Annotated in this window: 11 protein-coding genes; 1 reads left to right on the top strand and 10 read right to left on the bottom strand. The window is 49.0% G+C overall.

The genetic code is table 11. The features are described 5' to 3' along the window. Window positions 1-316: 316 nt before the first annotated feature. The 3 genes from E0698_RS00565 to thpR form a co-directional block, all read right to left on the bottom strand. On the bottom strand, window positions 317-1000 hold the full coding sequence (locus E0698_RS00565) for a metal-dependent hydrolase (RefSeq protein ID WP_192510257.1): 684 nt from the start codon (window positions 998-1000) through the stop codon (window positions 317-319). 159 nt (window positions 1001-1159) lie between these two features. Continuing rightward, window positions 1160-1972: a cell wall hydrolase gene (locus E0698_RS00560; protein ID WP_134910828.1), complete on the bottom strand. Its 813-nt coding sequence runs from the start codon at window positions 1970-1972 to the stop codon at window positions 1160-1162. Between the two features lie 111 nt (window positions 1973-2083). Continuing rightward, complete coding sequence (thpR, locus tag E0698_RS00555; protein ID WP_149094452.1) at window positions 2084-2677, bottom strand: RNA 2',3'-cyclic phosphodiesterase; 594 nt, start codon at window positions 2675-2677, stop codon at window positions 2084-2086. A 185-nt stretch (window positions 2678-2862) separates the two neighbouring features. On the opposite strand from thpR, the gene E0698_RS00550 reads away from it, so the two are divergent. Beyond that, a complete protein-coding gene (locus tag E0698_RS00550) occupies window positions 2863-3819 on the top strand; it encodes a D-2-hydroxyacid dehydrogenase (RefSeq protein ID WP_192510256.1) in 957 nt (318 codons plus the stop codon). Between the two features lie 4 nt (window positions 3820-3823). On the opposite strand, the gene E0698_RS00545 is transcribed toward E0698_RS00550, so the two are convergent. The 7 genes from E0698_RS00545 to E0698_RS00515 form a co-directional block, all read right to left on the bottom strand. After that, window positions 3824-4813: a methyltransferase domain-containing protein gene (locus tag E0698_RS00545; protein WP_192510255.1), complete on the bottom strand. Its 990-nt coding sequence runs from the start codon at window positions 4811-4813 to the stop codon at window positions 3824-3826. A gap of 13 nt (window positions 4814-4826) precedes the next feature. Further along, the gene (locus tag E0698_RS00540) at window positions 4827-5771 is read right to left on the bottom strand and encodes an MsnO8 family LLM class oxidoreductase (RefSeq protein ID WP_192510254.1); all 945 of its coding nucleotides are present in this window, start codon (window positions 5769-5771) and stop codon (window positions 4827-4829) included. A gap of 99 nt (window positions 5772-5870) precedes the next feature. Beyond that, on the bottom strand, window positions 5871-7286 hold the full coding sequence (locus E0698_RS00535; RefSeq protein WP_192510253.1) for a deoxyguanosinetriphosphate triphosphohydrolase family protein: 1416 nt from the start codon (window positions 7284-7286) through the stop codon (window positions 5871-5873). A 269-nt stretch (window positions 7287-7555) separates the two neighbouring features. Continuing rightward, window positions 7556-8467: a nickel transporter permease gene (gene nikC / locus E0698_RS00530; RefSeq protein WP_192510252.1), complete on the bottom strand. Its 912-nt coding sequence runs from the start codon at window positions 8465-8467 to the stop codon at window positions 7556-7558. 35 nt (window positions 8468-8502) lie between these two features. Continuing rightward, a complete protein-coding gene (locus E0698_RS00525; RefSeq protein WP_025685134.1) occupies window positions 8503-9507 on the bottom strand; it encodes an ABC transporter permease in 1005 nt (334 codons plus the stop codon). A 38-nt stretch (window positions 9508-9545) separates the two neighbouring features. Then, a complete protein-coding gene (locus E0698_RS00520; RefSeq protein ID WP_192510251.1) occupies window positions 9546-11201 on the bottom strand; it encodes an ABC transporter substrate-binding protein in 1656 nt (551 codons plus the stop codon). Window positions 11202-12091: 890 nt separating this feature from the next. After that, window positions 12092-13057 (bottom strand): glycoside hydrolase family 25 protein, encoded by a 966-nt coding sequence (locus E0698_RS00515; protein ID WP_192510250.1) that lies wholly within the window; start codon window positions 13055-13057, stop codon window positions 12092-12094. Between the last annotated feature and the right edge of the window lie 66 nt (window positions 13058-13123).

The following is a 13123-nucleotide window of genomic DNA, read 5'->3' as shown; positions in this document are numbered from 1 at the left end:
CGAATGCGAATGTTTTTCAATAATTATGCAATAGCTTGACTTGAAAAACACGTCGGATTTACTGATGAATCTAATTAGTTCTATCATTTTATCATTGACCTATCATGTTAGCAATTCAAAGTTTTTATGATTGTGATAATAAATCTTTTACAATACAGCTTCAACGTGGCAATGCAAAAACATACCATTTTTATGTATAAATATTCATTTTAAAAAACCAGCCTTTCCCATTCCCGAAGGAACAGAAAAGGCTGATAAAGGATATCTGTTGAATATTCTCGTACTTGGATGTATAACCGCTATTCGGCAATACGGGTTAAAATTCGAGGCTTTCACCGGGATTCAGGGCTTTCCCCTCAATCCCTTCCTTGTGCAGACGGTCACAGAAGGCGTTCCCGTCCTGCTCAATGCCCGGGAAGGTATTGTAATGCACCGGTATCACGCGGCTTGCCCGCAGCCATTTGGCTGCCAGCAGCGCATCCTCCGGTCCCATGGTATAACCGTCACCTATCGGTAATACCGCAGCATCTATCGAGTTGGTCTCTCCAATGAGACGCATATCGCCAAACAGGGCGGTATCGCCAGCATGGAAAAATGTTTTGCCGCCTATGGTCAATAAAATGCCCGCAGGCTCACCCATATATATCGTTTGTCCATCCACATTTAAAGAGGAACTGTGGAACGCAAGCGTGAATTTTACATGGAAGCCGTCAAATTGGTGACCACCGCCAAGGTTCATACCGTGAGCCTTGGCTCCCTGAGATGAACAATAGTCAGCCAATTCCGCCACCGCAATCACCGGGCAATCGTTGCGCTTGGCAATTTCAACAGCATCTCCAAAATGATCGGCATGACCATGCGTCAACAGCACTGCATCCACCTGAATGTCCTCAGCTTTCACTGGCGCTTTAGGATTTCCTGTCAAAAAAGGATCAATAATAATCCGTTTTCCCTCTTCCTCCACCAGCACAGCTGAATGTCCGTAATATGTGATTTTCATATCATCTGCCACCTCCATCGTCACTTTCAAAACTTAGGTACCTTTCCTTTACCCATTATACCTCTTTTTGCATACAAGCTTCACCTGTACACGAAAAAATACGTTCACAAAGCTGAACCCTGTTGTTTAGAAAGGGCTGTTATTTGTAGAAGGCTGCCTTTATTTATAAAAGGTATGATGGCCGATTGTTTTCACTTTGGTACGCGAATGATGAACCGTAAGATCCTGAGCCAACGTCAGCGACAGGAAAAAACAGGTATTATCAGGCACGGCTTTATGGCCGTTCAACGCAGCCGTAACCGCACGAATGCTGTCCTGGTTGGGCTGAACACGACGAAGACGCCCGTTCGCGACCGGACTAAATTGCGCTTTTTGATAAATCACTGCCTGAATCGTATCGGGAAATGGGGCTGACCGCAGCCGGTTCAAGACAACGTTGGCAACTGCCACTTTGCCTTCGTACGGTTCGCCTTCTGCTTCTGCCATGACTATTTTTTGTAGCAGGAGCAGTTCTTTAGCGGAGACATGATAGCTCCAGGTAGACAACGCCTTGTCATCCTGAGAGAGCATTTGTGTCTTCGTAAAGTAGATGGTTGTAGGAGGGGTAAGAATTGCGGACTTGCTATGCTGGACTTCAGGCTTTTTCACGCCGGTTGCAACATTGCTCCGGGCTTGTCCCGCCTGCTTCATCTGGGAAGCAGGTAACGGAGTCGGCATGATTTGTTTCCAGCTCGGCTGCCCATGAGCCTCGGCAAAGATGGGACTTGTCCTGTTTGACCCGTTATGGGTCCCCATCCTGTCCCCGTGTGCAGGAGCCAAAGAGTTCCCTGACCAGCTCAGAGATTGCATAGGTGCATTTTTATGATTTTTCTGTGTTTGTTGAACCTCAGCGTAGAGGCCTACCCCCAATATACAAACAAGCAGCACACTCAAAAGAGGTGCAAACCAACGATGTTCTTTAACGATTTCCATAATGTTCCTCCCGTGAACTTTAGGCACATTCCTCAGATATGTAACCCAAAATGCGCCTTTTGAATAACGCTGAAACACTATATCACTAAAATCGCTGATAGATCAAGGGTTTCAACTTAATAATGGTATTGTTTGAATTATTTGGTACATCGGTTTTTGCCCCATTCGGGTCGCGTACAAAACAAATTCTTCCACTTCCCACGGCTCGCCTATCCGGTCATCGGACTGAAAAATAGACGCCGGAACAGGCTCCTGCCCTGTATATGAACGCGCTACTGTGATATGGGGTCGGTAAGGCCGTTCCTCCGGCTTAAAACCAAGCGGTTCGGTAGCATGAACTATGGATTGGTGGAGCTGGTTCAAACAATCCTTCTGCCCCGTAACTCCCCTCCATAGCACACGCGGAAATCCATCTCGCCCAAAAGTCCCCGGTTCGCCAATGCCGAGAGTGAACGGGAGATGTGCAGCGGCCGCCTGAAATAAAGCCCGTTCCAGTTCCGGTATATCCTTGGTCGCCACATCCCCCAAAAACTGAAGTGTTACGTGATAATCCCTGAAATCGGTCCATTTGCGAAAAGAAAGCTCGTTAACATCCTGTTCCACCCAGCGCCGTAACTCCTCCTTATGCTCGCTCGGGAGAGCAATCGCGGTAAAAAGTCTTTGTGTCTGTGCTGTATGCGAAACTATCGGCTTTGATCCGTTCATCGTCATCGTCTTCCTTTCATCTCTAATCGGAGCTACAGTCATTTGTTGTTATCTATAGTGACACAGCAAGCTCGCTTTTACCCCTATTTATGCAATCTTTTCACCAATCTGTTATCCTTGAAAGGATAATTCAGCAGAATATATTGGAAGCTCCAAAGAATCAAAAGCCGAGGAGGTAATGAATCATGGGAAACATCGTCAGTTTACACCAGCTTACCGCAGAGCAAGAAAAGCAGGTTCGTGCAGCAGCCCCGGGCTATGAGCTGGTCATTGGCAAAGCCCAAGAGCTGAATCCTGAACAGATCCGACAGGCTGAGGTCATTTTAGGCTGGTCCAAGCATATTGTCGAAGCGGCTTTGCATCCCGACAGCAAGCTGAAATGGATACAGACCTGGTCGGCGGGCATTGATAAGCTGCCACTTGCAGAGCTGGAAAAGCGTCATATTTTACTCACCAATACAAGCGGCGTTCATGCCGTTCCGATTACGGAGCAAATCTTCGGGATGCTGCTGTCGCATACACGGTATTTACAGCAAGCAGTTCTCTTGCAACGTCAGAAAACATGGCAGCCACCGAAAGGCGACCTGACGGAATTACGCGGTAAAACGCTGCTGATTACGGGCGTGGGCGAAATCGGTCGTGAAACGGCCCGGATCGCAGAAGCCTTCGGCATGCGGGTGATCGGAGTTCGTCGTTCCGGCAAGGATGCCCCTCATGTGAAGCACATGTACACAAATGAGCAATTACATGAAGCGTTAGGAGAGGCGGATATCGTGGTAAATATTCTGCCATTCACCAAGGAAACCCGTCACTTCTTTGACGAAAAGGCATTTGCTGCCATGCGTAAGGGAGCTTTCTTCATTAATGTAGGTCGTGGCAGCACTGTCCATACGGATGCACTTGTGCGCTCTCTGGAGCAAAAGCATATTGCCCTTGCCGGACTGGATGTATTCGAGGAAGAACCGCTACCCGCGTCACATCCACTGTGGAGTCTGGAGAATGTCCTGATTACGCCGCATATTGCAGGCGACACGGACCGTTACGCTGAACGGGCGGTAGATATTTTCCTCACCAATTTGAAAGCCTATGCTGCCGATCAGGAACTGCCGCTGAACTTGGTTAACTACAAAACTCAGTATTAACAAACTATTCACAGATCCATATTTCCCGGCTCATACCTGTCTTGTGTATGCGGCATTGCTCCGTGAGGGTCCAGCCTGACTCGGACAGCAATGCTGCCATCGGCTCCGTGCTTACGACTACCGCTCGTGCGGCCAAGCGTCTCAGACTGCGCAGCATCTGCTTTTGTTCATCGGCAGGGAGCACGGAGCACAGGTTATAGGGCATATCCAATATCGCTGCATCATAGGTTCCCTCCAGCAGATTCATATCTCCCAGTTTCACCCGATCCTCTTCATATCCAAAATGACGCAAATTCACGCGTGCCCCGCGTACCGCCAGCGGATTAATATCACAACCGCGAATATCTTTTCCCATACTCAATGCTTCAATCATCACATTGCCCATGCCACAGCACGGGTCCAGCAACTTCAATCGGCCCGCATCTATATCCTGTGCTGCTATGTCATGCACTGCTAAATTCACAAGCGCTTTGGCTACCAGCACTGGTAGTCCGGTGGAATAGTTTTGCGGCTTATGACGGCGCTCCAGCCATGATCTGTCGCTATACATGCACTTGCCGAGCAGCCACCGTTCTCCTACCCGTACGACACCCAGGGTGACATCCGGTTCCTTCATTTGCGCCTGCCCCCGAATACGTGCGCCAATGCGTCTTTCTATACCGCGACGCTCATCATAGTCGGCCACGTTGTCGCCTTCCTTAAGGCACAGGACCTTGAAGGTCTTCCCTTCTTCAAGGTGAATTGCGGAAGCTGCTTCGCATAGCTCATTCAACGTACCTGCATCTGCGGTCACATCCAGCCGAAGATGGATGAACGGGCTGGTGCCCGGCTCCAACCGCCGATGGGACAGCAGCGTGGAATCTTGCTCAGGGGGGTGACCGAACAAGCTTTTCAACTCCAAAAGACACAGCTCTCGCTCGGTTTCATGACACGCGTAAGTATATATGTATCTTTGCATATTCATAACAGAACTATTGATTTCATGTCGGTTCATGTCAGATCTCTTTTCATTTAGAATCATAGCTAGAATTTATGGCCTCTGCTATAAGACGGTAGGATTGAAGCCGCTGCTCATAATCGGGAATGGGTGTGACCAACAAAAATTCATCATTATCGTACTCAACCTGCAAGCTGTGCAACCGTTCGGCAACATCCGATGCTGTTCCCACCAGCCAATTAGTCCGCATCGCCGGGTCACCCATCGTAATCTGTGCAGCCCACTGCTGCGCCTGTTCATCCGTTAAGGCACATATTGCCCCTACAGCAACCATCGTACGGGGCTTGTCCATTCGTTTGGACGGCTGAAAGCCGGAACGGTACATGCTCAGCATATCTCTCGTATCCTGCTCACTCATAAATTGACCGAACACATAGCCAGTTGAATACCGGGCGGCGTATTCGGCACTTTTACGGTTTGTACCCAGCATCCACAGCGCAGGTGGCTGTTCAGGCATCGGGCGGGCAAACACGGGCACCTGCTCATACTCGTAGGTACCTTCCAGCAAAGCCAGCAGCGCTTCCATCGTCTGTGGCAGTTCAGCCACATGCTGGAGAAAGTTGCCGCTCAGCGCCATCGAAGCATGTGGTCCTCCACCGGGTGCTCTCCCGAGACCCAGCTCGACTCTGCCCGGATATAGAGCCGCCAGCAGATGAAACCATTCTGCGACCTTGACCGGACTATAATGCGGAAGCAAAATAGCCCCTGCCCCCAGCTTGATTTTCCGGGTCACTGCCCCGATGTGAGCCAGCAGCACTTCCGGACTGGAGGAAGCCAGCCCCTCCATATCATGATGCTCCGAAGTCCAGTAGCGCGTATAGCCCCACGCTTCCGCACGTCTTGCCAGCTCTCCTGCCCATTGAACGGCCTGCTCCGGTCGGTTTCCGGGCAATAACGGCACCATATCAAGTACCCCCAGCTTCAGTGATTGGGCAGGTATAGACTGAGAACCCATAGATATTCCCCCCTTCTTTTCCATACTTAAAAACCTGTTTCTTCTACTATATAAGGTTCAGCATTAGGATTTATGCAAAATGCTCGGTTAAATGAAATGTTAGTCCAGATCGTAAATGGAACCCACCTTCAAACCATACAGCTCATTATAGATTTTCTCGGCAAACGCATCGGTCATCCCGGCAATATAATCAATGACCATATGCTCCCAAGTCCAAATCGGTTTTGCCTTGGCCTGATCACGTTCAAAGCGTTGGAGCCAATCACTCGGAATAATGGACTTGGATGTCTCTGGATCGAGAAAAGCCAGCCACAGCCGTCTGAGCATCCATTCACTCCGTTTTTGCAGCCGCTGTACGCGCAGATCACGGATCATCGTGACCCAGGCAAAGCTTTTCAGCACACTCACGGTACGAAGCATATCGAGATCCTCGCTTCCATCCCGCACAAAAGTAACCTTTTTCCAATTTCCCGCATCAATTACACCCAAGCTGCTGACGAATAAACTGACCCAGTACGCTTTCACCTCACGACGGGTACGGGAATAATCGTGTTCACACATTGGCATCTTTCCATTCCATACCTTCAAAAATTCGCTAAGCACAGCCGCCACCTTCTGTTCGATCTGAGCCAGTTGCCAGCCTTGCCAGAAGCTATCCTCCAAAGTGGTGATTTTTTCTGTAATCAGACGGATCAAATACGGATCATATAAAAAATGCTCGTGCACCTCAATTTTCCCTGCCTTAATACCGTCCTCCAGATCATGCGCGGAATACGCAATATCGTCGCACAGGTCCATAAGCTGAGCCTCCAGCGTCTTTTGACCATCAGGAATTCCCCAATCCTCGCGGATGGAACGAATGTATTCCCACTCATGCAGATACATCCCTTTTTTGTTCAAAATCCCCGGATACGGATACTTGTTGATCCCCAGTAAAACAGCGTCCGACAAATTCAGACCATCCACGTTCTCACGCTTCTCCAAAAACATAATCAGTCGGAAATTGTGTGCGTTCCCCTCAAAATGCTCGTAGATTTGCCGCTCGCGTGCATATGCCTCCAGCCCCTGCTTGGAATCAGGCGTGAAGCCTCCGGCGGTCGCTATCTTTTCCACCTTCGTCTCGATCAGCTGATCCAAAATGCCGTCCAGTACCTCTTCGCCCTTGTGCCCGAACGGTGGATGACCAAAATCATGCGCAATAGACGCACATTCCACCACCTCGGGATCAATAATGAGCCCGGCGTTATCCGCCTGCCCCAGCTCCACCTCGGGATGCCGCCGCAGCAAGCTGCGTGCCGCTTCACGTGCAATCTGTGCTACCTCCAGCGAATGCGTCAGCCGTGTGCGATAATAATCGCCCGTGCCTGCGCCAAATACCTGTGATTTGCCTTGCAGCCGACGAAAGGTCGGTGAATGGATCAATCGGGAGTAATCCCGTTCATATGCTGCCCGTGAAGCGTCGCTTCGTGTCTGTTCCGGAAACTGCCGATGCTCTCTCTTGTTTTGCCATGTCATAAAGCCCACTCCCAACGTACTCAATTGGAGTGATTATACATTTTTTTCACGTCTCAGGAAAGCTGACATGACTTGCATCAAGAAGATTGTATGTCACAGTTGAATGAATCGAAGTTCATTACACGAAAAATATCATATGAAAAAGGTGCTCCTCCAGCCATTAGGATTCAGGCCGGGGAACACCTTTTTTTATTAATATTAGATTCCGACTGCGCAGTGGCGCTAAAGGTAACTATTAAGTTCGGTTTATATACCTCACTACTTTTGTTCTAGCGCTTCGCCCTCGGATCCAGCACATCCCGCAAGCCGTCACCCATCAGGTTAAAGCCCAATACAGTCAGCATAATGGATATACCCGGAAAAATAACAGTCCATGGTGCATTCTGGATGTATTGGCGTGAATCCGACAGCATTTTCCCCCACTCCGGTTGAGGAGGTTGTGCGCCCAAGCCGAGAAATCCAAGCGCCGCCGCTTCAATGATCGCCGTTCCAATTCCCAGCGTGCCCTGTACGATGATCGGTGTCAGGCTGTTCGGCAAAATATATCGGAGTATGATTCGAACATTATTCGCCCCAAGCGCTCTGGCAGAAGTGATGTATTCCTCGGTTTTGACACTGAGCACTTTGGATCGCACCAACCGTCCGTACGTTGGTACATTGACGATCGCAATGGCATATAGTGCATTTTCCAGGGAAGGCCCTAAAATAGCAACGATAGCAATCGCCAGCAGAATCCCCGGAAATGCCAGTAAAATGTCGAACAGCCGCGAGATGATCATATCTGCCCATTTTCCATAAAATCCCGCAATTAAACCCAAGGCCGTTCCTACGACCATTGAACCAATGACGGACAGAAAACCGACCCACAACGAGATTCTGGCTCCATACAGCGTACGGGTCAGCAAATCCCGGCCGAGATCGTCCGTCCCGAACCAGTGCTCTGCGGAAGGGGGCTGCAAGCGACCCACCAAATTCTGCGCTTTATAGTCAAACGGAGCAATCCACGGCGCGATCAAAGCGATGATGACAAAGAAGATAATAATGCTGAGGCCGACGAGCGCCATTTTATTGTGTTGGAAAGCCCTCCACGCGTCTCTCCAAGGGCCGGAAACGACAGGCACATGAGCCAGCGTATGGCGTGTCGTCGATATATTGTTGGGTTCCATCGAAAATTGTGACATCGGACAAGCTCCCCCTTGACCCATTGACGACTTGATTACTGATAACGGATACGCCGGTCCAGAACCGCGTACAGCAAATCGACAATCAGATTAATGATAACGAACAGGAACGCAATGATCAGAATCCCGCTTTGAATGACAGGATAGTCACGCGAGCTGATCGCTTCAAAAATGTACCGTCCGATGCCAGGCCATGCAAAAATGGTCTCTGTCAGCACCGCGCCGCCCAGTAGCGAGCCCGTCTGAAGACCGATGACGGTAAGCACGGGGATGGCGGCATTTTTAAGTGCATGCTTGTACACGACTTGAAAAGATGCCAGTCCCTTCGCTCGGGCTGTACGGATATAATCCGAATCCATAACCTCCAGCATGCTGGAACGGGTAATACGGGCAATGACCGCCATCGGGATGGTTCCCAGTGCAATGCTGGGCAAAATTAAATGCTTGATGACCGTCCATACCTGCTCCATACGTCCACCAATCATCGCATCAATAACCGCCAAATGTGTCACCGCCTCCACCGGATCACGGGAATTCATGCGTCCGATAGAAGGAAGCCAATGCAGCTTATTGGCAAAAATCCACTGCTCCATCAGACCCAGCCAGAAAATGGGCATCGACACCCCTACAAGGGCAATGACCATGCTGACATAGTCAAACCAGGAATTCCGCTTCCAGGCGCTCACAATACCCGCATTCATTCCAACAACAACGGCAAAAAACATACTCGCCACCGTCAACTCCAGCGTAGCCGCCAAGTAAGGCAGCATTTCCCGGGCAATCGGCTGTCTGGTGCGGATCGAATCACCCAAATCGCCATGTGCCAGCTCGCTCAGGTAGGTTCCATATTGCTGCAACCACGGCTTGTCCAGCCCCAACTGCTCACGTAGCGCCTGCTTCGACTGCTCTGTGGCCTTGTCTCCCAGTATCGTTTCCGCCGGATCACCCGGAATGGCATGAATAATCGAAAAAACAATGAGCGTCATGCCGAGCAATACCGGAATCAATACGGCCAGTCTTTTTACAATGTATGAGTTCATACCAGAATCACCGCCTGCTTGCGCTTGAGCTATTTGGACTATTCAAAATAAACGCTGCTATACGATTCCATACCTCCAGGAGCAGGCACGAAACCCTTGAGATTCACTTTGCCCGCCATTAGCGGTGTGCTGTGAACCAGTGGAATCCATGGCGCATCCTGTTTAATAATCACTTGCGCTTGTTTGTACAGCTCAGCACGCTTATCCTGATCGACCTCAACCTGGGCTTTCACCAATATTTTATGCAGCTCCTCATTCACATAAAAGCTGCGATTATTGCCTGGAATCGTATCCTTGTCCAGCAGGGTGTACAGGAAGTTATCCGGGTCGCCATTATCCCCGTTCCATCCCAGCATATACAAATCATCTTTCTGTCCCGCCTTGACATCATCCAGATAAGTGGCCCATTCCGGCGATTGGATGTTCACTTTAACACCTATTTTTTCAAAATCAGCTTGAATGGCTTCCGCTACCTTTTTACCGTCAGGCATATACGGACGAGATACAGGCATCGCGTAAAAGGTTAACGGCTCAGTAAGCCCATTAGGGTAGCCCGCTTCTGCCAGCAAGGATTTAGCCTTGTCCAGATCGTAGGTATAATCCTGAATGCTATCGTTATATCCCCATAATGTAGGCGGCATCGGATTGACCGCAGACTTCGCCTGCCCCGCAAATAGCGCATCAATAATAGCCTGCTTATTCACCGCATGGTTAAGCGCCTGACGCACCTTGGGATTATTGAATATCTTTTTCTTCAAATTAAATCCGATGTATGCCACATTAAAGGATGGGCGTTCAATTTTTTGCAGCTCATTGTTGCCTTCCAGTTGCTTCGCATCGTCCGGGTTGAGGTCCTCCATCAGGTCAATCTCCCCGTTTTGCAGAGCATTAAATCGCGCGGTATTGTCGGGAATAGAACGAACAATGACCTTGGACAGCTTCGGCTGTCCCTCTTTCCAATAGTTTGGATTTTTCTCCAGCGTGATGGTATCATTCCGTTTCCATTCCTTAAATACAAAGGGTCCCGTACCGACCGGATTGCTCTTGAAGTCAGCCTTTTTCTCCTGAATAGCCTTAGGGCTGGCGATACTAAAGGATGGCATAGCGATATTTTGTAAAAAAGGCGCCTGTGGCTTGGTCAGTGTAAACTGAACAGTGTTCGCATCTACTGCTTTGACCTCCTTAATCACCCTACTTCCTTCAGGCCCGAACATGGAATCATAATAATCATACGAGTCCCCTTCAAATTTGTATGGACTTTTCGGATCAGACCAGCGGTTAAAGTTAAATACAACGGCTTCTGCATTAAAGTCGCTTCCATCATGGAATTTTACACCTTGACGCAGCTTGAACGTATAAATCAGTCCGTCCGGTGATACTTCCCAGCTCTCTGCAAGCCCCGGCTGAATCTCCGTGGTACTCTCCTTGTATTCCAGCAGGGTGTCAAACACTTGCATCCCGATTTTTAGCGATTCACTTTCGGTCACAATAGCAGGGTCCAGCGCCACGGAATCTCCGCCGCGTCCATAAATTAATGTATCCTGCGCGCCCTCTCCTGCGCCGCCTGGCGTTTTTCCCGCCTCCGGTTTTGCGCCTTCATTGGAACCTCCACAGCCGGAAAGTGCCAGAACAGCCCCCAATACAAGCACCAGTAGGACGGTCCAAGTTTTGTTCTTTGCGTACTTTTTGCTCATGCAGCAGACCCCTTTCACACCTCGTATATTGTTAGTTCGTTGATACCAGATGGATGCCCGGATAACCTCTATGATCTAATGAACACAGGGTCAAAATTAAACCCCGATGACACACAGTTACGTAAGCTTATACAGCAAATAGCTATCACCAATCGTAAGGTATTATCGAATGATGGAGGCCAAATTGCTAAAACGAATCTCCCTTTATATTCAACAGAAAAATAGACTTCTTCTGGGTCACATGTGCATTATTTCGTGTGAGTATGAGGGAATCAAGTTGATTTTCATCCTATTACCGAGTGATATCATTTTCTCTAATGGAAGTTAATTCATTAGTCAGCATTTTGCATCATTCGATTCCCAACGCTGAAAGTACAATAGATAGACGAACTAAACCGTTTCGATCTCTATATTGCTGATTTGAAATCGCTCTTGGGATTGTTGCAAAATGCTCAAGTAGGAGGTGTGTAAGGTAATTTTATATGTAAAAGTAGATATCAACACCTGTGGTTCAATTCAATCGGCCTCCGTGATGTATGCCTATAGTTTCGTACCCGATGCGAAGGTCTGTGAGGTTATGAGGAAGATTGCTGTCTCCAAAGCATTCAGCTTTTGTTGAATCATAGTGAGAAATGTCATATATACTCACAATATATACAAGTGATTACATGAATGGAGAGTGATTACTGGTTACTTTACTATAAAATGAGATGGTAGACAAGAGTGTTTTCATAGATTTTTTAAAATTTTCCAACGTTTCTGGAGAGCAATGTTAGTTAATATCACAGGGTAATATCTACAAATATATGAAAAAGAACGCGGCTCTACCATCTGCTCGCGTCCTCTTGCAAGATCCAATTTCCCCACTTGGCTCCTGTTTCTTCAGTAGTTTACGACGATTTCTTAAACACACCCAGACGGTTCAAGACTACAAGCAGGCGATAAAAATCATAGCTGCTCGGCTGCTTGGCATCCACAATCGGACTCGACGGATTAAAAGCAACGGCTGCGGCTACGGCTTCCTTTGCCCAAGCTGGCACTTGCATCGCCTGACGCGCCTCCAGGTCAGCTACTCGCTGATCCACTTTTTTAATATAAGCGGTCTGTTCGTTCAATGTCTGTTTGAGCACATCCTTACTGTTTTCAAGTGCGGCAACCTGCTGCTGCAAGGCTTTAAATGCCGCTTTTTCCTCTGCTGTCATCGGCTCATCCCCCTCTTCTCCTGCAAAAGCTTGGCGCAGCTCGGCCTCGGTTCCGCTATATACATTCAGGTCAACTGGTCCTTGAATCCCATCCACCCGTCCGCTGTCGCTGTATTGCCAGAAATCCCACTGCTTCCATGCTGTGGTATCGTTGGGCACTCGTGTGCTGTAACGCGCGATCCATAGCTTGTAGGCTCCCAGCGGCGCCTTGAAATGTGCCGCAAATGCGTTCCCCGTATATACCATCGGCTTGCGACCGCTTACCCTTTCAAATTCCGTCAAAAACGCCATAGCTACTTCATGGATCGCGGCAGAGCTAAGTCCCCCCGGATTGTTCTCATAATCCATGACCGCTGGAAAGTCCAGCGCCTTCGCGCCTCCAACCCGATCCAGCACCTCAGCAAAATGTCCGGCCTCCGCTTTGGCCATGTCAACGCTGGTTGCATCTACAAAATGGTAAGCCCCCAGCAATACCCCTGCTGCCTTGGCCCCTTTTGCATTGGTGATAAATGTCGGATCGACGTAACGCTGCCCCTGACTCGCTTTAATAAAGGCAAACGATTTGCCATCGGCTCGTACACGTTTCCAATCAATATTTCCCTGGTACCGGGACACGTCAATGCCTTCGGCAGCGTTAGGACTGCGATTTTGCATAAGGCGATCCCTCCTTGTCATTCATAATGTTGTATCCGATGATGTTACTGTTATAACTATGCTTGG

It is taken from the genome of Paenibacillus sp. 23TSA30-6 (assembly GCF_014858585.1).
GTDB lineage: Bacteria > Bacillota > Bacilli > Paenibacillales > Paenibacillaceae > Paenibacillus.
This window is presented reverse-complemented; position numbering and strand designations above follow the sequence as displayed.

Bases quoted from the DNA above. Each gene is read 5' to 3' on its own strand.
- E0698_RS00515 (WP_192510250.1), bottom strand. From the start codon at position 13,057: ATGCAAAATCGCAGTCCTAACGCTGCCGAAGGCATTGACGTGTCCCGG.
- E0698_RS00545 (WP_192510255.1), bottom strand. From the start codon at position 4,813: ATGAACCGACATGAAATCAATAGTTCTGTTATGAATATGCAAAGATAC.
- E0698_RS00540 (WP_192510254.1), bottom strand. From the start codon at position 5,771: ATGGGTTCTCAGTCTATACCTGCCCAATCACTGAAGCTGGGGGTACTT.
- thpR (WP_149094452.1), bottom strand. From the start codon at position 2,677: ATGAACGGATCAAAGCCGATAGTTTCGCATACAGCACAGACACAAAGA.
- E0698_RS00520 (WP_192510251.1), bottom strand. From the start codon at position 11,201: ATGAGCAAAAAGTACGCAAAGAACAAAACTTGGACCGTCCTACTGGTG.
- nikC (WP_192510252.1), bottom strand. From the start codon at position 8,467: ATGTCACAATTTTCGATGGAACCCAACAATATATCGACGACACGCCAT.
- E0698_RS00525 (WP_025685134.1), bottom strand. From the start codon at position 9,507: ATGAACTCATACATTGTAAAAAGACTGGCCGTATTGATTCCGGTATTG.
- E0698_RS00535 (WP_192510253.1), bottom strand. From the start codon at position 7,286: ATGACATGGCAAAACAAGAGAGAGCATCGGCAGTTTCCGGAACAGACA.
- E0698_RS00565 (WP_192510257.1), bottom strand. From the start codon at position 1,000: ATGAAAATCACATATTACGGACATTCAGCTGTGCTGGTGGAGGAAGAG.
- E0698_RS00560 (WP_134910828.1), bottom strand. From the start codon at position 1,972: ATGGAAATCGTTAAAGAACATCGTTGGTTTGCACCTCTTTTGAGTGTG.
- E0698_RS00550 (WP_192510256.1), top strand. From the start codon at position 2,863: ATGGGAAACATCGTCAGTTTACACCAGCTTACCGCAGAGCAAGAAAAG.